Annotated in this window: 22 protein-coding genes; 15 read left to right on the top strand and 7 right to left on the bottom strand. The window is 60.0% G+C overall.

What is annotated here, in order from left to right:
• Positions 1–59 precede the first annotated feature (59 nt).
• Together C7S18_RS07595 and C7S18_RS07590 are read right to left on the bottom strand one after the other, a co-directional pair.
• On the bottom strand, positions 60–914 hold the full coding sequence (locus C7S18_RS07595) for a COG1361 family protein (protein WP_146151807.1): 855 nt from the start codon (positions 912–914) through the stop codon (positions 60–62).
• A gap of 118 nt (positions 915–1,032) precedes the next feature.
• Positions 1,033–1,881: an AraC family transcriptional regulator gene (locus tag C7S18_RS07590; protein WP_106890987.1), complete on the bottom strand. Its 849-nt coding sequence runs from the start codon at positions 1,879–1,881 to the stop codon at positions 1,033–1,035.
• A gap of 122 nt (positions 1,882–2,003) precedes the next feature.
• Between C7S18_RS07590 and C7S18_RS07585 the strand changes: the two genes are divergently transcribed.
• From C7S18_RS07585 to C7S18_RS07545, 9 genes are all read left to right on the top strand, one after another.
• On the top strand, positions 2,004–2,549 hold the full coding sequence (locus C7S18_RS07585) for a carboxymuconolactone decarboxylase family protein (protein WP_106890986.1): 546 nt from the start codon (positions 2,004–2,006) through the stop codon (positions 2,547–2,549).
• Between the two features lie 122 nt (positions 2,550–2,671).
• Complete coding sequence (locus C7S18_RS07580) at positions 2,672–3,613, top strand: SPFH domain-containing protein (protein WP_106890985.1); 942 nt, start codon at positions 2,672–2,674, stop codon at positions 3,611–3,613.
• Between the two features lie 2 nt (positions 3,614–3,615).
• Entirely contained in the window at positions 3,616–4,050 is a 435-nt protein-coding gene (locus C7S18_RS07575) for an NfeD family protein (protein WP_106890984.1), read from the top strand.
• A 108-nt stretch (positions 4,051–4,158) separates the two neighbouring features.
• Positions 4,159–5,118: an acetyl-CoA carboxylase carboxyltransferase subunit alpha gene (locus C7S18_RS07570; protein WP_106890983.1), complete on the top strand. Its 960-nt coding sequence runs from the start codon at positions 4,159–4,161 to the stop codon at positions 5,116–5,118.
• 494 nt (positions 5,119–5,612) lie between these two features.
• Positions 5,613–6,029 (top strand): rubrerythrin family protein, encoded by a 417-nt coding sequence (locus C7S18_RS07565; protein ID WP_106890982.1) that lies wholly within the window; start codon positions 5,613–5,615, stop codon positions 6,027–6,029.
• 121 nt (positions 6,030–6,150) lie between these two features.
• On the top strand, positions 6,151–7,491 hold the full coding sequence (locus C7S18_RS07560; RefSeq protein ID WP_106890981.1) for a (Fe-S)-binding protein: 1,341 nt from the start codon (positions 6,151–6,153) through the stop codon (positions 7,489–7,491).
• Between the two features lie 3 nt (positions 7,492–7,494).
• Positions 7,495–8,103 carry a DUF3501 family protein gene (locus tag C7S18_RS07555; RefSeq protein ID WP_106890980.1) on the top strand — a complete coding sequence of 203 codons (609 nt, stop codon included), beginning with the start codon at positions 7,495–7,497 and terminating at the stop codon, positions 8,101–8,103.
• 87 nt (positions 8,104–8,190) lie between these two features.
• Positions 8,191–11,118: an excinuclease ABC subunit UvrA gene (gene uvrA, locus C7S18_RS07550; RefSeq protein WP_106890979.1), complete on the top strand. Its 2,928-nt coding sequence runs from the start codon at positions 8,191–8,193 to the stop codon at positions 11,116–11,118.
• Positions 11,115–11,519: an acyl-CoA thioesterase gene (locus C7S18_RS07545; RefSeq protein ID WP_106890978.1), complete on the top strand. Its 405-nt coding sequence runs from the start codon at positions 11,115–11,117 to the stop codon at positions 11,517–11,519. The genes uvrA and C7S18_RS07545 overlap by 4 nt, the downstream gene beginning before the upstream one ends.
• A gap of 54 nt (positions 11,520–11,573) precedes the next feature.
• Here C7S18_RS07545 and C7S18_RS07540 read toward each other — a convergent pair whose 3' ends face one another.
• A complete protein-coding gene (locus C7S18_RS07540; RefSeq protein ID WP_106890977.1) occupies positions 11,574–12,530 on the bottom strand; it encodes a DUF808 domain-containing protein in 957 nt (318 codons plus the stop codon).
• Positions 12,531–12,714: 184 nt separating this feature from the next.
• On the opposite strand from C7S18_RS07540, the gene C7S18_RS07535 reads away from it, so the two are divergent.
• Positions 12,715–14,532 carry a DUF885 domain-containing protein gene (locus tag C7S18_RS07535; protein ID WP_106890976.1) on the top strand — a complete coding sequence of 606 codons (1,818 nt, stop codon included), beginning with the start codon at positions 12,715–12,717 and terminating at the stop codon, positions 14,530–14,532.
• Positions 14,533–14,634: 102 nt separating this feature from the next.
• On the opposite strand, the gene C7S18_RS07530 is transcribed toward C7S18_RS07535, so the two are convergent.
• A complete protein-coding gene (locus C7S18_RS07530) occupies positions 14,635–15,063 on the bottom strand; it encodes an ACT domain-containing protein (RefSeq protein ID WP_106890975.1) in 429 nt (142 codons plus the stop codon).
• Positions 15,064–15,355: 292 nt separating this feature from the next.
• Between C7S18_RS07530 and C7S18_RS07525 the strand changes: the two genes are divergently transcribed.
• Together C7S18_RS07525 and glnK are read left to right on the top strand one after the other, a co-directional pair.
• Complete coding sequence (locus C7S18_RS07525; RefSeq protein WP_106890974.1) at positions 15,356–16,654, top strand: ammonium transporter; 1,299 nt, start codon at positions 15,356–15,358, stop codon at positions 16,652–16,654.
• A 31-nt stretch (positions 16,655–16,685) separates the two neighbouring features.
• The gene (glnK, locus tag C7S18_RS07520) at positions 16,686–17,024 is read left to right on the top strand and encodes a P-II family nitrogen regulator (RefSeq protein WP_106890973.1); all 339 of its coding nucleotides are present in this window, start codon (positions 16,686–16,688) and stop codon (positions 17,022–17,024) included.
• Between the two features lie 212 nt (positions 17,025–17,236).
• Here the strand turns inward: glnK and C7S18_RS07515 are convergent, their stop codons facing one another.
• Positions 17,237–17,680, bottom strand: a complete 444-nt coding sequence (locus tag C7S18_RS07515) for a MerC domain-containing protein (RefSeq protein WP_106890972.1) — start codon at positions 17,678–17,680, stop codon at positions 17,237–17,239.
• 86 nt (positions 17,681–17,766) lie between these two features.
• Here C7S18_RS07515 and C7S18_RS07510 point away from each other — a divergent pair, with 86 nt between their 5' ends.
• On the top strand, positions 17,767–19,725 hold the full coding sequence (locus tag C7S18_RS07510) for a TonB-dependent receptor (RefSeq protein ID WP_106890971.1): 1,959 nt from the start codon (positions 17,767–17,769) through the stop codon (positions 19,723–19,725).
• 187 nt (positions 19,726–19,912) lie between these two features.
• Here the strand turns inward: C7S18_RS07510 and C7S18_RS07505 are convergent, their stop codons facing one another.
• Together C7S18_RS07505 and C7S18_RS07500 are read right to left on the bottom strand one after the other, a co-directional pair.
• Positions 19,913–20,659, bottom strand: coding sequence for a 16S rRNA (uracil(1498)-N(3))-methyltransferase (locus C7S18_RS07505; protein ID WP_106890970.1), 747 nt, complete (start codon positions 20,657–20,659; stop codon positions 19,913–19,915).
• 127 nt (positions 20,660–20,786) lie between these two features.
• Positions 20,787–22,118: an adenosylmethionine--8-amino-7-oxononanoate transaminase gene (locus C7S18_RS07500; protein WP_240623996.1), complete on the bottom strand. Its 1,332-nt coding sequence runs from the start codon at positions 22,116–22,118 to the stop codon at positions 20,787–20,789.
• 59 nt (positions 22,119–22,177) lie between these two features.
• On the opposite strand from C7S18_RS07500, the gene gspG reads away from it, so the two are divergent.
• Positions 22,178–22,612 (top strand): type II secretion system major pseudopilin GspG, encoded by a 435-nt coding sequence (gene gspG, locus C7S18_RS07495; RefSeq protein ID WP_106890968.1) that lies wholly within the window; start codon positions 22,178–22,180, stop codon positions 22,610–22,612.
• A gap of 15 nt (positions 22,613–22,627) precedes the next feature.
• Positions 22,628–23,164 (top strand): type II secretion system minor pseudopilin GspH, encoded by a 537-nt coding sequence (gspH, locus tag C7S18_RS07490; protein ID WP_106890967.1) that lies wholly within the window; start codon positions 22,628–22,630, stop codon positions 23,162–23,164.

The raw sequence follows: 23,164 nt of genomic DNA, 5'->3' as shown, positions 1-23,164 counted from the left end.
TCCGCATCGTGGCGCGCCAAGCGCGGTATGTGCCGCTACGCTGGCGCGGCGCGCCCCAATCAGAGCTCGAAGCCATTCCTGAACAAACTGTCCGGGCCGACCAGATCGGTTCTTGAAGCCGAGTTGTTGCTCAGTTCTGGATCGGTGCTGTCGTTTGCTTCGACTGACGCAACGGCATTAATCGGGGCACCCTCCGTCACCAGCGGGCTCACGGTGACATCGACCAGATAAGACACACCGGTACCGCCGGCCAGACTGATCGTATGAAGGGGTGGCCCTTGTCCGCTCATCGGGCAGCTCGCCCCCGGATCGGCGACGCAGACCCAACTCATGTCATCCGTGTCGTTCGGCGTCCCCATGGCAAAGAACGGCACCAGAGCGTTCTCGGCACTCAAATTCGTCACGTCCACGAGATAACTGATGCGCTGACCGGGTCCGATCGGATTGTTGACGAGTTGCATCGTGACGGCCAGATCGGTGATCGCGCGATCGTTATCGAAAATCGTCACTTGCACGATCGGCGTCGTGGCGCCGCCAAAGCCACCGCCCGACACGGAATGGTTGACCAGCTCGAAGTGTGTGCCTTCGGGCAAGGTGTCATCCACCGCATTCAGCGACACGGTCTGCGGCGTGTTCCAATTGCTCGTTGTGAACGTCAGCACGGAGGCTGACACTACTTGTATGTTCGAGCCCACCAGAACCGTCACGGTGACATTGCCGGTTGGCTGATTGCTGAGCGCCAGTGTGTACGTGTCGCCGTTGCCGCCTTCCTCGACGATGGTGCTGCCGAAGCTCTCAGTGAGCAGCACCGCGGGACCACCCGCAACCACCGTGTTCGCCACCAGCGACAGGCCCATCCACAACACCAATGTTTGCCAGTGGCGTTGCCACCTTGGCGGTCCCGAACGCAGCATGTAAGCCTCCCGAAACCCGGTTTCCAGGCCCCAATATTCCGGAAGACGGCAGCTTCGGCATCCCATTGATGTGCGGGTTGCCGCGCTTGCCGTCCGGATCATTGCCGGCTCGGCGTTCTCAGGCGCGCTGTTGCTGCAACCAATGCCTGGGCGCGTGCCCGGTCGTGCTGGTGAATGCGCGCGTGAATGCCGACGCCGAGCTGTAGCCCAGGTCATCGGCGATCCGCTTGACCGGTTCACCCGCAAGTAAACGCTGTTGCGCCAGTTGCACTCGCAAAGCGGCCAGATAGTCGACGGGCGTTTGCGCCAGGTGATCACGAAACGTGTTGATGAATGCGGTACGCGACATGCCGGCCATCGCAGCCATCCGCGCCAAGGACCAAGCTTGCTCCGGCGCCTCATGCAACGCCGTCAGGACGCGCGCAAGTCGCGGCTCGCTGAGCCCCGCGAGCATGCCAGGCGGCAGCCCCGCCTCATCGGGATGATTCAGCAGATGCCGCAACAATTGCAGCAGCAGCACTTCGAACAATCGATCCAGCAGCAAGCGCTGTCCACAACGACCAGGTTCGCTCTCGGCAAACAGCAGCGCCAACGTTGCACTGAGGTCCGGCACGTACCGAAGCGGCAGTACCACGCAGGGCGGCAACGCCCGTGCCACGGGATGCGTGTCGCCGCCCGCAAAGGCGATCGTTGCACACACCAGATCCAGCCCTTCCGCCGGCGCCTCATGGAAGACATGCGCTTTGGCGCGGGGATAGAAGATCAGGCTTGGCTCATTCACGCGGACGCGGCCGCGCTCTCCGGGATGCGACAACTCCAGCTCGCCGGCACGCAGGACGTGCAGGAATCCGCGCCCGGGCTCGGCGTCAAACCGCACCAAATCGCAGAGCTTGCCGGAATGAAACAAGGAGGCCCGGACGCGGAAGCGCTCGAACAGGGCTGACAGTCGATCGATGGGTTCGCTCATGTCGCAATTGTACGAATTGGTATTTATTGCGTCCACTATGACACGTTTAGAACATTGGATCACGGCAAGATGCCCTCACTCCGGCAACACGCCGGCCAACCCAACGACCACAGGAGTCCACCATGAACCGCATTCCGCTGATCCAGACCGAATCCGCCAGCCCCGATCGACAAGCCCTGCTGCAAAGCGTGCACAAGGCCTTTGGCGCAACCCCTAACATGTTTCGCGCAGTCGCCAATTCGCCGGCCGCCCTGCAGGCCATGTGGGGCAGCTTCGGCGCATTGGGGAAAGGCAAGCTCGGCGCCCGTCTCGGCGAACAGATCGCGGTGGCGATCGCCAATGAAAACCGGTGCGACTACTGCTTGGCCGCGCACACCTACATTGGCCAGGGTGCTGGTCTGAGTGCCGATACGTTGGCGCAGGCGCAAGTCGGGGAATCGTCGGATCCGAAAACCGCCGAAGCCCTGCGCTTTGCCCTGAAGCTGACCCGGGAACGCGGTCAGGTCACGGACGCTGATGTTGGCGCGCTTCGCCAAGTCGGGTTCACCGATGAGCAGATCGTCGAAATCCTGGCCCATGTAGCACTCAATGTGTTCACGAACTACACGAACATTGCGTTCGGCGTCCCAGTGGATTTCCCCGTGGTAGCGCTGCGCCACGCCGCCTGATACGGGCCCGCGGGCAGTGATTCACGCAGACGGCCGGCCGACCGCCGGCCGTCCTGCACAGCAAGACCGTGCATTCACAAGACGGATCGCTACAATGTCGGCACTACGACAAGGAGCCGAGCATGGGATTTTTCGTCATTGGTCTGGTCCTCTTCATTTTGCTGACGCTCTGGAAAGGCGTGGTGCTGGTACCGCAGGGCTACGAGTACACGATTGAGCGCTTCAAGAAATACACCCATTCGCAGGGCCCTGGCATCGGCATAATCTTGCCGTACGTCAATAATGTTGGTCGAAAGATCAATATGATGGAACAAGTTCTTGACGTACCACGTCAGGAAGTGATCACGAAGGACAACGCCGTCGTCGCGGTCGACGGCGTCGTGTTCTATCAAGTTCTGAACGCCGCCCGCGCCGCGTACGAAGTGACCAATCTGGAACTGGCCGTGATGAATCTGGTCATGACCAACATTCGTACCGTACTGGGTTCGATGGACCTGGACGAGTCGCTGTCCAAGCGCGATGAAATCAATGCCCGCCTGCTGCGCGTCGTTGACGAGGCGACGCATCCATGGGGCATCAAGGTCAACCGGATCGAGATCAAGGACATCACGCCGCCGCGTGACCTGGTCGAGTCCATGGCACGCCAGATGAAAGCCGAGCGCGACAAGCGTGCGCAGATTCTGGAAGCCGAGGGCGCCCGCCAAGCCGAGATTCTGCGCGCCGAAGGCGAGAAGCAGGCGGCGGTGCTCGAAGCCGAAGGTCGCCGCGAAGCCGCATTCCGCGATGCCGAAGCGCGCGAGCGCCTGGCCGAAGCCGAAGCCAAGGCCACCATGATGGTGTCGCAGGCGATCGCGAAGGGCGATTTGCAGGCGATCAACTACTTCATCGCCGACAAGTACGTGCAAGCGCTCAAAGCGTTGGCCACGTCGCCCAACCAGAAGACACTGCTGATGCCGCTGGAAACTACCGGTGTGCTGGGCAGCTTGGCCGGCATTGCCGAAATCGCCCGGGAAAGCTTCGCAGGCCGTACTGGCAAGGCACCGCCCAAGATGCCGGAAGCCTGATCATGGGCAAGATCGTTTATTTCTGGTGGACGATCGGATTCGTGCTCCTGGCACTGGAGACGCTGGTGCCAGGTGCCACGCTGCTCTGGTTTGGCCTGGCGGCCCTTGGGGTCGGGCTGGTGGTGCTGGTCATCCCCGGACTCAGCATCATTGGCCAAGTGGTGCTGTTTGGAATTTTTTCGGCGGTCACCCTGGCGATCTACTGGAAGTTTTTCCGCGCCACGCACCATGAGAGCGATCAGCCGCTGCTGAATCGTCGTGGCGAGCAGATGATTGGCCGCGTGTTCGTGGTGGAGGAAGCCATCGAGCACGGCCAAGGCAAGGTTCGGGTTGGTGACACGGTATGGAGCGTGCTGGGCGAAGACTGCGCGGTCGGCTCTCGCGTTCGCGTGTTGGATGTCTTAGACAACAAACTCAAAGTCGAGCCAGCTCAGTAACACTTTGATGTGATTGGGCATTCTTTAAGCCCTGCCATTCAAACAGAGGGCGGTCGAATCGACCGCCCTTTCGCGTTATTCTTGGTTTTTGTCGTTCCGTGAGCATCCATGAATCCGAACTACCTTGATTTTGAACTGCCGCTAGCCGAACTCGAAGCCAAGATCGCCGAGCTTCGCCAAGCTGGTCAGGGCCAGTCCCTGGATCTGGACAATGAGATCAAGCGCATGGGCGTCAAACTTCGGCAGAAAACCGAAGAAATCTTCAGCGGCTTGACGGCCTGGCAGATTGCGCAGCTCGCCCGCCACCCGCTGCGGCCCTACACGCTCGACTACATCAATTTGATCTGTGACGAGTTTCAGGAACTCGCCGGAGATCGCGCTTTTGCGGATGACGCGGCCATCGTTGGTGGCCTTGGCCGAATTGATGGGCAGGCGGTCATGATCATCGGCCATCAAAAAGGTCGCGACACCAAATCCAAGATCAAACGCAATTTCGGCATGCCAAAGCCAGAGGGCTATCGCAAGGCTCTTAGGCTCATGCACATGGCAGAACGGTTCCGCCTGCCTTTATTGACGCTGATCGATACCCCCGGCGCGTATCCAGGCATTGGTGCAGAAGAGCGCGGCCAGTCCGAGGCGATCGCGCGCAATCTGCTCGAGATGTCGCAACTGTCGGTGCCGATCATTGCGACCGTGATTGGCGAAGGCGGCTCTGGCGGCGCGCTGGCGATCGGTGTCGCCGATCGTACGCTGATGCTGCAATTCAGCACGTATTCGGTGATCTCGCCAGAAGGTTGTGCCTCGATTCTTTGGAAGAGCGCAGAGCGAGCGCGTGACGCCGCCGAAGCCCTGGGCTTGACGGCCGATCGCCTGAAAGGCCACGGCTTGATCGACCAGGTCATTCCAGAGCCACTCGGCGGCGCCCATCGGGATCCCAAAGACATGGCCGAACGCTTGAAGCGCGTGCTCTTGGGTGAGCTCGCCGTGTTGCAGAAACTCGATCGCGACGTGCTGCTGACCCAGCGCTACGAGAAGCTGCGCCTGATGGGCGCCTACGAAGCGGCTTGAGCGGCGATTCCAACGAATCGACTCAGTCCGCGAAGTCGTTTGTTCGTTGCGCCGCAGTTCCAGGTGCCAAGAGTCCGCTTTCGACAGATCGTGCGATCGCGCCGAATGCCATGGCGCCTCAGGAACGCGGCACAACTTGGCCCTCAGCGACGGCGCCCGATTGAGAACATAAATGGGAAGCAATCTCATATAAAGCCAACGCATTGATTTTGCTACGTGCGAAATTGTGAGCGCCTGGGCAACCCCCACAAGCGATAGACAAGCTCTATCGACTCCGATCGAACTTTCCATTGTTCATTGCCCCGGTCGCAGTCTAGATTCCAATGACCAGCCGGACCGCCCTGCGCTACCCCAGCTCAGCCAATTCATGCCGGCGTCGCCGTCGGCAAGGGCTTGCCTGAGCGGCTCACCGCGGTGGTCGATCTGGAGCAAAGGGCTGTCACAGCGTGTCCCGCCGTGGCACTGCGGTTCACTTTATCAATGGGAGCATGCTTATGAGCTTGAAAGGTTCCAAGACCGAGGAAAATCTGAAAGCGGCGTTCGCTGGCGAATCACAGGCCAACCGTCGCTATCTGTATTTCGCCCAGAAAGCCGATGTCGAAGGCTACAACGACGTCGCCACCGTATTTCGCTCCACGGCCGAGGGTGAAACCGGCCACGCCCATGGCCATCTCGAATACCTCGAAACCTGCGGGGACCCAGCGACCGGCCTGCCATTTGGCGAAACCAAGCAGAATCTTGAAAGCGCGATTCACGGCGAAACGCACGAATACAGCGACATGTATCCGGGCATGGCCAAGACTGCGCGCGATGAAGGCTTTGACGAAATCGCCGACTGGTTCGAGACGTTGGCCAAGGCTGAGCGTTCGCATGCGAACCGGTTCCAGAAGGCGTTGAACGAAATCGCCTGACCAGGCGCGTCGCGCTGCACGGACTTGCGACCCAATCGACTACCTCGTTGGGTCGCAAGCCCTGCACCAGATCAAACTGCGCGCCGCTCAAGGCCGCTCATCACCCTACTCGGAGTTCTCGATGGCACAGCCCCCGCGCGGCAAAGGCGAAGGCAGTCTGGAAGCGCCAACCCGACACCCGTTGGACTGGAAAAATTCGGACTTCTGGGACGAGACGGCGCTGAATAAAGAACTCGAGCGCATCTTTGATATCTGCCACGGCTGTCGACGCTGTGTGAGCTTATGCCACGCCTTCCCGACGCTATTCGATCTCGTTGACGCAACCGCCGACGGAGAGGTTCATGGCATCCCCAAAACCAGCTATCAACAAGTCGTCGACCAGTGTTATCTCTGCGACTTGTGCTATCAGACGAAGTGCCCCTACGTGCCGCCGCATGAATGGAACCTCGACTTCCCACATGTGATGCTACGCGCCAAAGCCATCAAGCATCGGCAAGGGCAAACCACATTGGCGGCCAAACTCTTGTCGTCGACGACGGCGGTTGGCAAGTTGGCCAGCATTCCGGTGGTCGTCGACGTGGTCAACGCGGGCAATCGCAACCCGACGGTACGGAAGCTTCTCGACAAGACGCTCGGCGTCCACCCCGAGGCCGAAGTGCCGACTTACCACCGGTTGACGGCGCGCAAACGAATCAAACCGCAGGCGCCGATCACCGTGCAGCCGGCCGGACCGACGCGCGGCAAGGTGGCCGTGTTTGTCACCTGCTATGGCAACGTCAACATGCCCCAAGTGGTCGAGGACATGGTGGCCGTGTTTCGACACAATGACATCGAAGTCAAGCTGATCGAGCAGGAGCAGTGCTGTGGCATGCCGAAGCTCGAACTGGGTGACTTGGACACGGTTGAGCAGTACAAAAACGTCAACGCTCCCCGTCTGGCCAAGGCAATCGACGATGGCTATGACCTGATTGCGCCGATCCCGTCCTGCGTGTTGATGTTCAAGCAGGAACTCCCGCTGATGTTCCCGAACGATGCTGAGGTACAGAAAATCAAACGCGGCATGTTTGATCCGTTCGAGTATCTGATGCACCGCCATCAGGCGAAGCTCCTGAAGACCGAATTCAAGAACCAGCTGGGCAAGATTGCCTATCACGTGCCCTGCCACCAACGCGTACAGAACATCGGCCCCAAAACGCGCGACATTCTCGCGCTGGTGCCAGGTACGGAATTTCAACTGATCGAGCGTTGCTCAGGCCATGACGGCACCTACGGCGTCAAGACCAAGACGTATCCGCTTGCTCGCAAGATTGCGAAGCCTGTGGTGGATCGGGTGGTGAAAGCCGAGGCCAACCATTTTGCCAGCGATTGCCCGATGGCCGCCCAGCATATTGCTGCCGGCACCGGTGGCAAGGCCGAAGCCGATCACCCGTTATCCCTGCTGCGCCGCGCTTATGGAGTCTGAGTGATGAGCCCCAACAAACTGTCCCGTCAGGATCTGCTGTCGCTGGAGCAATACGCCGAGCAGCGCGACGCGTTCCGTGCCCGCGCGGTCGCGCACAAACGCGCGCGTACCGTGGCGCTTGGCAGCAACATGACGCTCTTGTTCGAAGACCGGCTCACCGTGCAGTATCAGATCCAGGAAATGCTTCGTGCCGAGCGGATTTTCGAATCGGCTGCCATTCAAGAAGAACTTGATGCCTACAACCCGCTGATTCCCGAGCGGAACAACCTCAAGGCAACGCTTCTGCTCGAATACCCAGATCCGGCGCAACGCGCGATTCACTTGGCGAAGCTCCGTGGGATCGAGCACCAGCTGTATGTGCGCGTCGGTGAACTACCGGCCATCCAGGCGATCGCTGACGAAGATCTGGACCGGAGCAGTGACGTCAAGACCTCGGCGGTGCACTTCATCCGCTTTCAATTGGACGACGCGGCGGTTTCCGGCATTCGGCGCGGCGATTCGATCGAAATCGGAATCGCCGACAGTCGCTACCCAGCCCGGACGACCTTAGCCCCTACCACGCGGGCCGAACTGGTTGCCCATGTGCTCGACGAGGCCCCTGAAGCCTCCTGACAACATCTGTCAGCAGGTGGGGGAATCGACACAGTCTCTACCGGATGAGACGCTAGACTATCGGACTGTCTAAAGACCGGTCCGAGCATGGATACCATCCGCATTCGGGGTGCCCGCACCCACAATCTGAAAAACCTCGACCTCGAGCTGCCCCGCGACCGCCTGATCGTGATCACTGGGCTGTCTGGCTCAGGCAAGTCCTCATTGGCGTTTGACACCATCTATGCCGAGGGTCAGCGCCGCTACGTGGAATCGCTGTCGGCTTATGCCCGGCAGTTCCTTTCCATGATGGAGAAACCCGATGTCGACCACATCGAGGGTCTGTCTCCGGCGATTTCGATCGAACAGAAATCGACCTCGCACAATCCGCGCTCGACGGTTGGCACCATCACCGAAATCTACGATTACCTGCGGCTGCTGTATGCGCGCGTTGGCACACCCAAGTGTCCCGATCACGGCATAGCACTCGCTGCGCAAACCGTGTCGGAGATGGTTGATCTGACCCTCGCGATGGATTCCGAACATCGCTATGCCCTGCTCGCGCCGGTCATTCGCGAGCGCAAGGGCGAACACGTACAAATATTCGATCAATTGCGTGCCCAGGGTTTTGTCCGCGCGCGCGTCAATGGCAAGATGATCGAGCTCGAAGAAACGCCCAAGCTCGCGCTCCGGCAGAAGCACACCATTGAAGCGGTGATCGACCGCTTCCGTCCGCGGGCCGACTTGAAACAACGCCTTGCCGAATCGTTTGAGACCGCGCTGCGCTTGGGCGAAGGCATGGTCGTGCTCGTGGATTTGGACAGCACCGATCAGAAGGAAACGCTGTTCTCGGCGAAGTTCTCTTGCCCGGTCTGCGACTATTCACTGAGCGAACTGGAACCGCGCTTGTTCTCATTCAACTCGCCAATGGGTGCGTGCCAAAAGTGCGATGGCCTGGGTGTGACCCAGTTCTTCGACCCGGTCCGCGTGGTGACGCACCCGGACAAGTCGCTCGCAGACGGTGCCGTGCGTGGCTGGGATCGGCGCAATGCCTACTATTTTCAGATGCTGCAGGCGCTGGCCAAGCACTACCGATTCGACGTTGAGACGCCCTGGCAGAAGCTGTCGGAAAAGACCCGGCATGCGGTCCTGCATGGCAGCGGCACCGATGAGATCGAGTTCCGCTACCTGACCGACCGTGGTGGCCATGTCACGCGCAAGCATCGGTTTGAGGGGGTCCTGCCGAACCTGGAGCGCCGCTACAAGGAAACCGATTCGCCGATGGTTCGCGAAGAACTTGCCAAGTTCATCAGCGAACAGGAATGCCCAGCCTGCCAAGGCCTGCGGCTCAATCGGCAAGCGCGTCATGTGTTCATTCAAAACCGCAGTCTGCCTGAGGTCTCGCGCCTGGCTGTGACGGATGCGCTGCGCGTCTTCGACACGCTGGTACTGGACGGCTGGCGCGGCGAGATCGCGCGGAAAATCAACAAAGAAATTTGCGAACGCCTACGTTTCCTCGTCGACGTCGGACTCGACTATTTGACGTTGGAGCGCAAGGCCGACTCGCTCTCTGGCGGCGAGGCACAGCGTATCCGACTTGCGTCGCAGATCGGGGCGGGCCTGGTTGGCGTCATGTACGTGTTGGACGAGCCGTCGATCGGCTTGCATCAGCGTGACAATGAACGGCTCCTCGCCACGCTGACGCGCCTGCGCGATCTGGGCAACACGGTGCTTGTCGTCGAACACGACGAAGACGCGATCCGTGCCGCCGACCATATCCTCGACATTGGCCCAGGCGCTGGCGTGCATGGCGGCGAGATCGTTGCCCAAGGCACCTTCGACGACATCCTGCGCGCCAAACGCTCGTTGACCGCAGACTATTTGTCTGGGCGCAAGTCGATCGAGATCCCGGCCAAGCGTCACCCGCCAGATCAAGCGCGCATGCTGCGCCTGCTCGGCGCGCGCGGCAACAATTTGAAGAGCGTCGATCTGGAGATTCCGGCCGGATTGATGGTTGCGGTCACGGGGGTTTCTGGTTCGGGCAAGTCGACGTTGATCAATGACACGCTGTATCAACTGGCGGCCCAGCATCTCAACGATAGCAGTGGTCAGCCGGCGCCTTTTCGCAAGATTGAAGGCCTGGATCTGTTCGACAAAGTCGTCGATATCGACCAATCCCCAATTGGTCGGACCCCGCGCTCGAATCCGGCAACCTACACGCAGCTCTTCACGCCGTTGCGCGAGCTGTTTGCCGGGGTGCCGGAAGCCCGGAGCCGCGGCTACGGTCCGGGTCGCTTCAGTTTCAACGTGAAAGGCGGGCGCTGCGAAGCGTGCCAGGGCGATGGCATGATCAAAGTCGAGATGCATTTCCTGCCCGACGTTTACGTGCCATGCGATGTCTGCCAAGGCAAGCGCTACAACCGCGAAACACTGGAGATCACGTACAAGGGTCACTCCATTCACCAAGTGCTCGAAATGACGGTCGAGGATGCCCACAAATTGTTCTCGGCAGTTCCGACGATCGCCCGCAAGCTCGAAACCCTGATGGATGTCGGGCTCAGCTACATCAAACTGGGTCAAAGCGCGACGACACTGTCGGGCGGCGAGGCGCAGCGCGTGAAGCTCTCGAAAGAACTGTCGAAGCGCGACACCGGACGCACCCTGTACATTCTGGATGAGCCTACGACGGGGCTCCATTTTCACGACATTGCGCAGTTGCTCAAGGTGCTGCAGCGGCTGCGTGATCAAGGCAACACGGTCATCGTCATCGAACACAATCTGGACGTCATCAAGACCGCTGATTGGATTGTCGATCTGGGCCCCGAAGGTGGCGCGGGTGGCGGTCGGATTCTGGCGGTCGGCACACCAGAGCACGTCGCGGCGCATCCCGAGTCGCACACGGGCCGGTTCCTCAAACGCGTCCTGTCTGCCGAACCGCTGCCCCGTAACGCTTCCGATACCAAGCGCACCAAGGAGAAAGCAACACCGGTCACGCCAGCCAAGAAGAAACCTGCCACCAAACGGAAGTCTGCATGATGCGACACTTGATCACGGTTCCCCTTTCTGTTCGCTGGGGCGACATGGATGCGTTCAACCATGTCAACAACAGCGTTTATGCAACCTATCTGGAAGAGGTCCGGCTGCGCTGGTTTGCCACGTTGAACGGACCGTGGGTGAGTCCGGACATGGGGCCGGTCGTCGCGTCGATGCGGATCGAGTTCCGCCAGCCCATTGAATGGCCCGAGGAACTGGTGGTTGAGCTGGCATGCGATCGCGTTGGCCGCAGTTCGCTGTCCCTGCCCTTCAGGATGGTCAGCGCGAAGGACACGAACCGTCTGTACGCCGAAGGCAGCACGGTACTGGTTTGGATCGACCGACAATCCGGGAAGTCCGTACCGCTCCCCGACTTCGTGCTGAGTGCCTGCCAGGACGGCTGATGTCCGAGTTGTCGACGCTCGACCAGCGCGACTAGACGCGCCATGCAGCGCGAATCAAGCCCCCGTCGGGGCTTTTTTCGGGAGCAGTTTTTTGACACCGGCAACCAGGCCAACGATCGCCGCCCCGGATGCGAGACCGATCAGGCCTTCGATCAACATTGAGCCAAGCAGCGCCAGAAAGGCCTGCATGCCACCAGCGGCCTTGAGCCCTGCGAGCGCGTGCTCAATGCCGTGATGCAACGGCGGAATGCCGTGGATCAGAATCGAGCCGCCGACCAGGAACATCGCCGCGGTGCCAAGCACGGACAGGCTTTTCATCAAGTAGGGCGCCGTGCGCAAAATCATGGCGCCCTTCGCGCGTCTTGCCCGGGCAGCGACACCGTCGCCCTTGGCACGCGTCAGGTACAGTCCGAAATCGTCGAGCTTGACGATGGCGGCAACCAGACCGTAAACGCCCACCGTCATCACAATAGCGATCACGCTGAGCACGCCGACTTGCTTCGCGAAAGTCGCACCAGCCACCGAACCCAGCGAGATCACGATGATCTCGGCCGAAAGAATGAAGTCCGTGCGCACCGCGCCCTTGATTTTCTCTTTTTCAATTGCTACCAAGTCGGCATTGGGATCCAGCAGCCCTTTCAGATGCTCGGCGTGTTCCGCAGCATCCTCCTGTTTCGAGTGCAGCAGCTTATGCAGGATTTTTTCAGCGCCTTCAAAGCATAGGAACGCGCCGCCGACCATCAACAGTGGCACCACCGCCCACGGCGCGAGCGCACTGATCGCGAGCGCCGCGGGCACCAGGATCAACTTGTTGACCATCGAGCCTTTGGCAACCGCCCAGACCACGGGCAATTCTCGCTCGGCAGCGACGCCCGACACCTGCTGAGCGTTCAGGGCCAGATCATCTCCCAGGACCCCGGAGGTTTTCTTGACCGCGACTTTGCTAAGCACCGCAACGTCATCGAGAATGGTGGCAATATCGTCAAGCAGGGCAAGCAGGCTGGAAGCCATAAGGTCGGTCTCAATTCAACAAACGTGAATCGAAGCATCCCGCCACGCGTTCCGCAAGAGTGTTTTGCAATTCCTTCACAACAAAGTTCGCGCGCCTGGCTTGGATATGGGGTGTCCAAAGTCGGGCTTGTCAGCGCCTTGGGACAATGAAAGCATCAGCGTTCTATTTCTTGGAACCTGCATCATGAGCTTGAAACCCCTTTCCTTGGTGCTGGCGCTGGTACTCGGTACCGGTGCAGCTGTCTCGATTCCAGCCAACGCGGTCGCGGGCGACGAGGTGGCATCCACCAAGCCTTTGGACGCAGCCGCCGCCCGCCACTTGTTTGAGACCTATTGGGAAGAGAATCTCAAGCGCAGCCCGATCCAGGCGACCTTCATCGGCGATGCCCGCTATAACGATCAACTGCCGAACTTCTTCGCCGCGGACTACCGCAAGGCACAACGCAAGTGGCGCGATGGCTGGATCGACAAGCTCAAGTCGTACGACCCGAATGCGCTCGATCAACAAAATCGACTCTCTTACGACCTGCTGCTGGCCGAACTGGAACAAGACCGCGCTGGCGACGCGTTTCCGGACTGGATGCTGCCCGTCAGCCAATTCCAGAGTATTCCGAGTTTTGTCCCCATTCTCGGTTCGGGTCGCAGCGCTCAGCCATTTGTGACCGTCAAGGATTACGACAACTGGCTTCAACGCGCGGGAAGCGTGCCGACGCTGTTCAATACGATGATCGACAACATGCGCGAGGGCATGAAGGCTGGCGTCGTGCAGCCCAAGGTGATCATGCTGAAGGTGTTGCCGCAACTGGCTGCAGTCCCAACTGAGTCAGCCGACAAGAGCATGTTCTGGCAGCCAATCGCCAATATGCCGAAGAGCTTCCCGGAGCGCGATCGGAAACGGCTGGAAGCGGCATACACTAAGCTGATCGACAGCAAGCTGAATCCGGCTTACCGAAAGCTCGAAGCGTTCATTCGCGATGAGTATCTACCCGCCTGCCGCGACTCGGTGGCACTCAGCGCCTTGCCCAACGGTCAGGCCTGGTATGCGTACCGCGTCAAGGTCATGACGACCACCGAAAAGACGCCCGAAGAGATCCATCAGATAGGGCTGAGTGAGGTCGATCGCATTCATCGCGATATGCAAGAGCTCATGAAACAAGTCAAGTTCGAGGGCAGTCTCCAGGACTTCTTTGCGCACATGACGAAAGACGGCAATTTCGAATTCGAGAGCGAGCAGGCGCTTCTCGATGCGTACAACGACTACTTGCACGACGTGAACAAAGGCATTCCGAAGCTGTTCTCGCTGCTACCAAAAGCAGGGTTCGAAATTCGCCCGGTGGAAGCCTTCCGCGCGGCCTCCTCGGCTGGTGGCAGCTACCAAGGCCCGAGTCAAGACGGTAAGCGGCCGGGCATTTTCTACGTCAACACCTACGACTTGAAGTCGCGCAAGACCTGGGACAAGGAGAGCCTGTTCCTGCACGAAGCGATTCCGGGCCACCACTTCCAGATCGCGCTGCAACAAGAACTGACCGATTTGCCGATGTTCCGGCGCTTCGGTGGGGAAACTGCGTTTGCCGAGGGCTGGGGCCTTTATGCCGAATCGCTTGGCAAGGAACTGGGTGTGTATCAGGACCCCTATCAATATTTCGGTCGACTGCAAGCGGAACTGTGGCGCGCCATCCGACTAGTGGTGGACACCGGCATCCACGCCAAAGGCTGGACCCGCGAGCAAGTCATTCAGTACATGAAGGACAACTCTGCCACCAGCGATACCGATGCTGTGTCCGAAACAGAGCGCTATATTGCGATTGCGGGTCAGGCACTGGCGTATAAAATTGGCGAACTCAAGATCCTGGAACTTCGGGCGCGCGCCGAACAAGCGCTGGGAGACCAGTTTGATCCGCGCGAATTCCACGCCGAAGTGCTACGCGACGGCAGCGTCCGCTTGGACGTGCTGGAAGCCAAGATTGACCGCTGGCTGGCCAAGAAAAAGCCGCAATCCTGAGCGGCAACCGCGGTAAGCGTCGGCCCTAGGTCGACGCACCGAACGCACACAGAACGTCGTTGACCACGGCGTTCCGTGGGCTTCCGTCCGATTGGTGCCAAATCAAGCGACGCGAGCTTCCTTGCCGACCGCAAAGCCCGCGTCCTGCAGCACCTGCTCGGCTAAGTCGGCATGTTCGCGCTGGACCATGAAATAGTCCCGGCTGAAGGTTGAAACGACGAGCACGTCAATTCCCGCCTTGGCAAAATAGGCGGTGGTGTGCGCGATGAAACCGACGCAGAAGAAGGGCTTCGCACAATCGACGACAAACAAGACCCAGGAGCGGGCACTGGTTTCGATCACAGGCTCGTCGATCAGATGTTCGCTCAATGTGACCACCGTGACCTCGCGCTCGTCGCGGGTCACCAGGAGATGCCGCTCGGGGTGACGCACTTCGCGTACGCGCACGTAGCGATATACCCCCGGCATACGCCGATAGGTACTGGCCGCGATGACTTCTGCGGTAGACGTTGAAAGATCGAACTGGGGCATGTTGTTGACTAGCCTAGCAGCTTCGCGATTGCGTCGGCACGCTACCGGCTTGGACGAAATTCATCCAGCCACGACGCTGCTCGACAGCGTCCAGGCAAGCGCCGACCGCCAAAAAAGCGCCGGATATTGCACTGCGGGACTTCGAGCTTAGTCATATTCCTCAGAAAATTGAAAGGTTTTGTGCAGCGCAATCGTATTCGGGAATAAGACCTGAAAATTGTGCAGAAATTAGAACAACGGCTCCATCAAGCCCTTGCGAGTTTCGGGTAGCCCCCACCCCGGAGACCGACCAATGAAACGATGTATGTTTGCGCTGCTCGCTCTACCCAGTCTTGCCTACGCGGACGATCCGGTCCTCAATACCGGCGACACCGCCTGGATGATTGTTGCGACTGCGCTCGTGCTGCTGATGACGATTCCTGGACTTGCCCTGTTCTACGCCGGCATGGTCCGCGCCAAGAATGTTCTCAGTGTGCTGATGCAATGCTTCGCGATCACTGCCCTGATCACCGTGCTCTGGGTGCTCTATGGCTACAGCCTGGTGTTCGATGGTTCCGAAATGGTCAAGGGCCAGATCACCCTCGCCAGTTTCATTGGCGGCCTGGACAAGGCCATGCTGGCCGGTCTGAAAACGGACAGTCTGGTGCTCGGCATTCCAGAGAGCGTGTTCATCATGTTCCAGATGACCTTTGCGATCATCACGCCAGCGTTGATCGTCGGCGCGTTCGCAGAGCGTATGAAGTTCACGGCTCTGCTTCTGTTCACGGCGCTATGGTTCACCTTCTCGTACGCACCAGTCGCCCACATGGTCTGGGCCGGTGACGGTGCGCTGATGTGGGATTGGGGCGTCATCGACTTTGCCGGCGGCACTGTCGTGCACATCAACGCTGGTGTTGCTGGACTGATCGCCGCGCTGCTTGTGGGCAAGCGCAAAGGCTACCCCACCACAGCGATGCCTCCACACAACCTGGGGTACACCCTGGTCGGCGCGTCGCTGCTTTGGGTCGGCTGGTTCGGATTCAATGCGGGCAGCGCCGTCGCCGCCAACGGCACGGCCGGCATGGCCATGCTGGTCACGCAAATCGCGACCGGCGCGGCGGCTCTGGCATGGATGGCAACCGAATGGGTCCTGCATCGCAAAGCCAGCGTGCTTGGCATTGCTTCGGGCGCGGTGGCGGGCCTGGTTGCCATTACGCCTGCTTCCGGAACAGCAGGTCCAGGCGGCGCGCTCGTCATCGGCTTTGCGGCCGGTGTGATCTGTTTCTTCTGCGCCACGAAGCTCAAACAGAAACTCGGCTATGATGATTCCCTCGACGTCTTCGGCGTGCACGCCATTGGCGGCATCGTCGGCGCGCTCCTGACTGGGGTCTTCGCGGCGCCGGCGCTCGGCGGTTTTGGTACGGTGACCGAAATCGGTGCCCAACTCTGGATCCAGACCAAGGGCGTTGGCTTTACGGTGCTCTGGACGGTCGTCGTGTCGGCGGTATCGCTGAAGCTGATTGATTGGACGATCGGCCTCCGCGTCGATGCCGATGACGAGACCCAGGGTCTGGACCTCTCGCTGCACAACGAACGCGGTTATATCCTCTAACCCTGCCCTTCGCTCAGACAGGAATCTCCTCATGAAAATGGTTACTGCCATCATCAAGCCGTTCAAGCTGGACGATGTCCGCGAAGCCTTGAGCGACGTCGGCGTCACTGGTATCACGGTCACCGAAGTCAAAGGCTTCGGTCGACAAAAAGGCCACACCGAACTCTATCGCGGTGCGGAGTACGTGGTCGACTTTCTGCCGAAAATCAAGTTGGAGGTCGCGGTCGTCGACGATCAAGTCGACCGTGTCGTGGAGGCGATCCAGACCGCTGCGAACACGGGCAAAATCGGCGACGGCAAGATCTTCGTCTACGATCTGGAGCGCGTCATGCGCATCCGCACCGGCGAACTCGATGGCGATGCGTTGTAACACTTGACCTGCCGGTCGCCGATCGGCTGCCGGTAAACCAACGCCCCGATGCACCCTGGCCCCTTGGGTCAGCAGCGCCATCGGGGCGTTGCGTTGTTCGCCGCCACGGCGCGGCATCAAAGCCTGTGATGGCCATTTGGACTCGGTACGAACTCAGGAGCGTTGGCGCGTTGGCGCATCGCCACCAGACGCGAGTATTCGAGCGCGCTATTTCAATCGATCAGCGATCGCAACCGGAGCAGATGCGTAACGGGCGAGCCCAGCGCAATCGCGCGGCGATTCAGCCAATGCCCAAGCGCCACCGACATGCCACCAATCGCCAAGAGCAAGGCATGCGCCCATGCCCACAAGCCCGGTAACAGGCCAAGCCCCATGATTGCGAGCCCCCCCAGAATCATGGACCACACCACAAAGGCGCGATCCACCGCATAACCCAGACTGATCACGATCAACGCGAATACGCCAAGAAAGCAGACCATCCAGATATCGAAGGCGTGACTGCCAAAAAACTCCAGTCCGAAACTCGGCAACAGGCCGACAAACAACGGCAGCAACGCGCAATGCAATGCGCACAACAACCCGGCGATCGCACCGAACTGATCGAATCGAGTGAGTGGACCATGACGATGGTCATGGTCGCAATTTGCATGTTTCATCAGTGCAGTGTCCAGGGAAATCTCTCACTTGTCGAGCTGATTTGGTGATGTTATAACATTTCCAACTTCAATCCAAGGGCCCCGCCATGCTCAGTCATAAACCGTTGGTGATCGCCATCCTGTTTGCCCTGCCGCTCACCGCGACTTGGGCGGAAGACGGGCGATCCGACAGCGCCAAGCACCATGAGAAGAAGCTCGAAGCCGTTGTGGTAAGTGCCGATCCGCTCGGCCGTCGCGACGACACCGTGCAACCGATCAAGGTCATCGAAGGCGCGGAACTGGAAGACCATCGTGCGGCCACGCTCGGCGAGACCGTCGCCACGCAAACCGGGGTGCAATCGACTTATTTTGGGCCTGGCGTCGGCCGTCCGATCATTCGCGGGCAAGAAGGCGCCCGCGTGCAGATCCTGAGTGGCGGCATGGCCACACAGGATGCATCGACGGTCAGTGTCGATCATGCTGTGGCCATTGAGCCGTTCCTGGCTGATCAGATCGAGGTCCTGAAAGGTCCGGCCACCCTGCTCTACGGCTCCGGCGCCATTGGCGGCATCGTCAACGTGATCGACGGCCGTATTGCCGAGCAACCCGTGGACGGCATTCATGGCCGCGCCGAATTGCGCGGCGATACCGGCGCCAACGAGCGATCCGGCATGGCCCGGTTGGATGCTGGCAACGATCAGTTCCTGTTCCATGCCGACGCGTACGATCGCAACGCCGACAACGTCAACGTACCCGGCCTTGCGAATGGCGACGACCAACTGGCCAACTCGGCCATCGATACCCAGGGCGGCGCGCTCGGCGGCAGCATTTTCGGCCAGCGCGGGTTCTTTGGTGTCTCGGCGGCCCAGTTCGACTCGCGCTACGGCATTCCGGGTGACGAGGAATCGGTTCGCATCGATCTGGAGCAGACGCGAATCGACGGCAAAGGCTCGTTGTCCGGCCCGCTACCGGGATTCGATCGTCTCAACGTCGAATTCGCCAACACGGACTATTCCCATAACGAACTTGAAGGTGACGAGATTGGCACGCGCTTTGAAGTCGGTGCCGTCGACGCGCGACTGGAGCTCGTTCACGACGATTGGCATGGTTGGCGCGGCGTGTTTGGTGTCGCGGCGACCGACAAGGACTTGCAAGCGATTGGCGAAGAAGCATTCATTCCTGCTGCCAACACCCAGGACATGGGCATTTTTGGCATCGAACGCAAGCAATTCGGTGCGTTTGAGCTGGAGTTCGGCCTGCGTTTGGACCAAACGGATATCGAAACCGATGCCGACACCCGCGACTTCAGCGGCACCAGCTTTTCGATCAACGGTCATTGGGACTTGAACGAACAGTGGCATCTTCGGGCAGGCTATGACCGCGCCGAACGCGCGCCGACGACCGAAGAACTGTTCAGTGATGGCGTGCACGTGGCGACCGGCAGTTATGAACTGGGCGAACCGGAACTCGGCACCGAAGTCGCCAATCAATTCGAGTTGGGCGTCGACTTTGTGTCCGACTTCTGGTCGTTGCAAGGCACCGTCTATCGCAACCAGTTCAATGACTTCATCTATCTCGCTGACACCGGCGAAACCGAGGAAGCGTTGCCTTTGCGCGCTTGGTCGCAAGCCGATGCGACGTTTCAGGGTTTTGAACTCGAAGCCAACGTTCAACTGGCTGACAATGCCACTGGCTTGTGGTCTCTGCGCCTACTCACCGACGGCGTCCGAGCCGAGCTCGATGACGGCGGCAACCTGCCGCGCATTGCCCCAGGGCGCGTCGGTGCCGGCCTAAACTGGGAACTGCAAGGTTGGCGTGCCGACTTGCTGGTGATGGATTACCAGCGTCAGGACGACGTTGCCGAGTTCGAGACCGAAACGCCGGGATTCACCACCGTTGACCTAGGTGCCGCCTACGCCTTCACTCAAGGCGAGAACGAGTGGGAAGTGTTTGTCCGCGCGAAGAATCTGACTGACGAGGAAGCGCACTTGCACACGTCGTTCCTCAAGGACAATGTTCCGCTGCCGGGTCGAACGTTCCAGACGGGGATCCGATTCTATTTCTAGGGCGAGTCTGGATACGTCCATCCTGGAACGATCGGCTCGCTTTGAGTCCGGCACAGAGTCGGACCCATTCGACACGTTGCGCCGGGCTGGTCCGGCGCCGGTTCCCCGGGTGTGGTGTGCCAGTGATTAGTTCCCCTGCTGGCGCTGACACACCACCCCCTTTTTTGCGAGCCGCAGTTGGCGTGATTCAGGCTACGGCAAAATCGCCGTATCGCGCCTGCATCAGCGTAATCGCCGCCAGGCCAGCCGTTTCGGTACGAAGGATTCTCGGTCCCATGCCAAACGTCTGGAATCCAGCTTGTTTGACTTGAGCGAGATCGCGAGCCGTCAAGCCTCCTTCCGGCCCAATCAACAGACAGACTGAGGTGACTTGTGCGGGCAAGTCCGGACTGCCAGCGGGCTCCGGATGCAGCGCGAGCCGAAGCTCGCCATCCGCTTTCGCACCCAGCAGCTGCGGCAACTCGTGCAGCACCACGGGCGCCGCAACACTCGGAACCTCAGCGCGCCCACACTGCTCACAAGCGCTGGCCAGCACGTACTTCCAGTGCATCATGCGCTTGTCGAGCCGATCCTCTTCGAGTTTGACTTCGGTCCGCTCCGTCACTACCGGCAATACATTGGTCACCCCAAGCTCGGCAGCCTTCTGCAGAATCAGATCCATCTTCTCGCCGCGTGCCATCGCCTGAATCAGCGTAATCTTTAGCGGCGACTCCCGTGAAACAGGCTCGGCGCTGCCCAACGTCACAGTCACCAGGTCTTTCCGGGTGTGCGACAGCACGCCGTGATAGTCCTGCCCGTCGCCATTGAACAGCGTCAACGGGTCACCCTCACGCAACCTGAGCACGCGCACTGCATGATGCGCGGCAAACTCGGGCAACGACACCTGGCGCCCAATCTGCATCGGCGCGTCTACATAAACTCGAATCTTGCGCATGGCGGTCTCCTTTGCCGGCCCATCCCTAATGCCCGAAGTTAAGCATGAGCGGACGCCCGAGCTCAAACCAACCCGTCCGACCACATGACTTCGTTTGACGTCAGCGCACGAGACAACCGCTATGGCTTCAGGGCGATGCGGTGGCCCGTTCGATACCAACTCGCGCCACGGCGACCATTTGCTCGATTTCCGCGTCGGTAATCACATAGGGCGGCATGAAATACACCACGTTGCCCAGCGGACGCAGCAGCATTTCGTGCTGCAGACCGTGTTGATACACCAAAAGCCCGCGCCGCTCCTGCCATGGAAAGGGCTGCCGCGTCTGCCGATTCTGCACCAGTTCGACGGCAGCGATCAGCCCCGTTCGACGCACATCGGCCACATGGGGATGCTCCCGCAGCGGCGCCAATGCGTGCTCCAACGTTTGCCCCAGGTGCTGAATTCGGCTGAGCACCGGCGTCGCCTCAAACAAATCGAGTACCGCGTTGGCCGCGGCACACGCCAACGGATTGCCTGTGTAACTGTGCGAGTGCAGGAACGCCTTGCGCGTCTCGTAGCGATCATAAAACAGGTCATACATCGCGTTCGGAATCAGCACCGCCGACAACGGCAGGAAACCGCCCGTAATGCCCTTCGACAGACACAAAAAGTCCGGCGATATCTGTGCCTGCTCGCAAGCGAACAGCGTGCCGGTCCGGCCAAATCCGACGGCAATTTCATCGGCAATCAGATGCACGCCATACTGATCACAGAGACGCCTGGCCTCGCGCAGATAGGCCGGGTGATACATCCGCATGCCGCCCGCACATTGCACCAGCGGCTCCAAAATCAGCGCCGAGATCTCGTGCGCGTGCTGTTCCAGGGTTTCGGCCAAAACCGCCGCAGCGCGCAGCGCGCACGCTTCGGCCGACTCGCCGGGTGCCGCCTCATAGGCATCCGGGCTCGGGACAAAGAGCGGCTGCAGCAACAGCGGCTCGTACAACTCGCGATACAAGCCAAGATCGCCGACCGACAAGGCGCCCAGCGTTTCGCCGTGATAACTGTTTTGCAGGGCGACAAACCGTGGCCGTGTCTGTCCCGCCAGATGATGCGCATGAAAACTCATCTTCAACGCCACTTCGACCGCGCTTGAGCCGTTGTCGGCAAGAAAGACCTTGCCGAGACCCGGTGGCGCGACGGCCAGCAGGCGCTCGGCCAGCCGAATGGCGGGCTCGTGACTGAATCCGGCAAAAATGACGTGTTCCAGCCGATCCAGTTGAGTCTGAATGGCGGCCTTGATATGTGGGTTCTGATGTCCAAACAAGTTGACCCACCAACTGGACACGGCATCTAGGTAACGCCGGCCGTCATGGTCGTACAACCAGACACCCGCACCACGCGCAATGGGGATCAGGGGCAACGTCTCATGATCGTGCATCTGGGTACAGGGGTGCCAGAGCACGGCCAGATCACGTCGCATCCATTCGGCATTCATCCCGCTATGATCGCGGCTACCTCTCCCCGACACAACCTGAAATCATGCCGCGCCCAATCAGCCAAGGCTTTTCCCTGATCGAAATCATGGTCGTGCTGGTCATTCTGGCCATTCTCGCCACGATCGTCGTGCCCAAATTCTTTGGTGAAGTCGATAAGGCCCGCGTGACCAAGGCCAAAACCGATGTCCAGGCCCTCGCCACCGCGCTGAATCTCTATAAGCTGCACAACTTCACGTACCCAAGTACCGATCAAGGTCTGCAAGCGCTGCTGACCAAGCCAGCCGGCACGCCGGACGCGCCAAATTGGCAGAGCGGCGGCTATATCCAGGAACTGCCAAAAGATCCCTGGGGCCGTGACTATCAGTACCTGTCGCCCGGGCAACACAGCGAGTTCGATGTCTACTCGATGGGCGCCGACGGCCAATTGGGCGGCGATGGCTTCAACGCCGAAGTCGGCAATTGGACGAACGCGCCCTGACGGCATCGACTCGGCATGACTGTTGTCCCATCCAGCACCCGCATTGCCGCTCGCGGCGTCAGTTTGATCGAAATCCTCGTGGTACTGGTCATACTGGGGGTGGTATCGAGCATCCTGGTGCTATCGGTGCGTGCCGCCGATGGCAGCGCCCGGGCACGGCAGGAGGCGATCCGCCTGGCCAGCCGCCTGGACTATGCGTGCGAGCGGGCAGAGCTGAGCGGCCGCACAATCGGCCTCACGGTGCAGGCTGAAAGCTATCGCTTCCTCCGCGCGGAAGGCGAACAGTGGCAGCTGGAATCCGATGCGAGTCTTAAGGCATTCAAGCTGCCCAGTGGCGTCCGTCTTGAGGGTGGCGATGTCAGCGCCGCCGAACGCCAGAAGCTGACGCCCGGCATTTTGTGTTTTGCGACCGGCGAAGTGTCGCCGTTTCAATTGCACGTCGTTGCGGGGCCGACGGATGAACGCTTTCGACTGCGCGACCAGTGGCCTAAGCCGACGCTGATCGAACGGCAGCTGCCGGAACAAAATACCTGGCAGGCATTGGAGCGCTGA

Source organism: Ahniella affigens (assembly GCF_003015185.1).
Lineage (GTDB): Bacteria > Pseudomonadota > Gammaproteobacteria > Xanthomonadales > Ahniellaceae > Ahniella > Ahniella affigens.
Note: the sequence above shows the minus strand (reverse complement) of the source record. Positions and strands in the feature narration are given on the sequence as shown.

What these genes read in the sequence shown, in the direction of transcription:
- C7S18_RS07595 (WP_146151807.1), bottom strand. Translation starts at nt 914, where the DNA reads ATGCTGCGTTCGGGACCGCCAAGGTGGCAACGCCACTGGCAAACATTG.
- gspG (WP_106890968.1), top strand. Translation starts at nt 22,178, where the DNA reads ATGCCGCGCCCAATCAGCCAAGGCTTTTCCCTGATCGAAATCATGGTC.
- C7S18_RS07580 (WP_106890985.1), top strand. Translation starts at nt 2,672, where the DNA reads ATGGGATTTTTCGTCATTGGTCTGGTCCTCTTCATTTTGCTGACGCTC.
- C7S18_RS07525 (WP_106890974.1), top strand. Translation starts at nt 15,356, where the DNA reads ATGAAACGATGTATGTTTGCGCTGCTCGCTCTACCCAGTCTTGCCTAC.
- C7S18_RS07535 (WP_106890976.1), top strand. Translation starts at nt 12,715, where the DNA reads ATGAGCTTGAAACCCCTTTCCTTGGTGCTGGCGCTGGTACTCGGTACC.
- C7S18_RS07505 (WP_106890970.1), bottom strand. Translation starts at nt 20,659, where the DNA reads ATGCGCAAGATTCGAGTTTATGTAGACGCGCCGATGCAGATTGGGCGC.
- C7S18_RS07540 (WP_106890977.1), bottom strand. Translation starts at nt 12,530, where the DNA reads ATGGCTTCCAGCCTGCTTGCCCTGCTTGACGATATTGCCACCATTCTC.
- C7S18_RS07575 (WP_106890984.1), top strand. Translation starts at nt 3,616, where the DNA reads ATGGGCAAGATCGTTTATTTCTGGTGGACGATCGGATTCGTGCTCCTG.
- C7S18_RS07565 (WP_106890982.1), top strand. Translation starts at nt 5,613, where the DNA reads ATGAGCTTGAAAGGTTCCAAGACCGAGGAAAATCTGAAAGCGGCGTTC.
- C7S18_RS07585 (WP_106890986.1), top strand. Translation starts at nt 2,004, where the DNA reads ATGAACCGCATTCCGCTGATCCAGACCGAATCCGCCAGCCCCGATCGA.
- C7S18_RS07560 (WP_106890981.1), top strand. Translation starts at nt 6,151, where the DNA reads ATGGCACAGCCCCCGCGCGGCAAAGGCGAAGGCAGTCTGGAAGCGCCA.
- C7S18_RS07555 (WP_106890980.1), top strand. Translation starts at nt 7,495, where the DNA reads ATGAGCCCCAACAAACTGTCCCGTCAGGATCTGCTGTCGCTGGAGCAA.
- C7S18_RS07590 (WP_106890987.1), bottom strand. Translation starts at nt 1,881, where the DNA reads ATGAGCGAACCCATCGATCGACTGTCAGCCCTGTTCGAGCGCTTCCGC.
- uvrA (WP_106890979.1), top strand. Translation starts at nt 8,191, where the DNA reads ATGGATACCATCCGCATTCGGGGTGCCCGCACCCACAATCTGAAAAAC.
- C7S18_RS07570 (WP_106890983.1), top strand. Translation starts at nt 4,159, where the DNA reads ATGAATCCGAACTACCTTGATTTTGAACTGCCGCTAGCCGAACTCGAA.
- gspH (WP_106890967.1), top strand. Translation starts at nt 22,628, where the DNA reads ATGACTGTTGTCCCATCCAGCACCCGCATTGCCGCTCGCGGCGTCAGT.
- glnK (WP_106890973.1), top strand. Translation starts at nt 16,686, where the DNA reads ATGAAAATGGTTACTGCCATCATCAAGCCGTTCAAGCTGGACGATGTC.
- C7S18_RS07515 (WP_106890972.1), bottom strand. Translation starts at nt 17,680, where the DNA reads ATGAAACATGCAAATTGCGACCATGACCATCGTCATGGTCCACTCACT.
- C7S18_RS07530 (WP_106890975.1), bottom strand. Translation starts at nt 15,063, where the DNA reads ATGCCCCAGTTCGATCTTTCAACGTCTACCGCAGAAGTCATCGCGGCC.
- C7S18_RS07500 (WP_240623996.1), bottom strand. Translation starts at nt 22,118, where the DNA reads ATGCGACGTGATCTGGCCGTGCTCTGGCACCCCTGTACCCAGATGCAC.
- C7S18_RS07545 (WP_106890978.1), top strand. Translation starts at nt 11,115, where the DNA reads ATGATGCGACACTTGATCACGGTTCCCCTTTCTGTTCGCTGGGGCGAC.
- C7S18_RS07510 (WP_106890971.1), top strand. Translation starts at nt 17,767, where the DNA reads ATGCTCAGTCATAAACCGTTGGTGATCGCCATCCTGTTTGCCCTGCCG.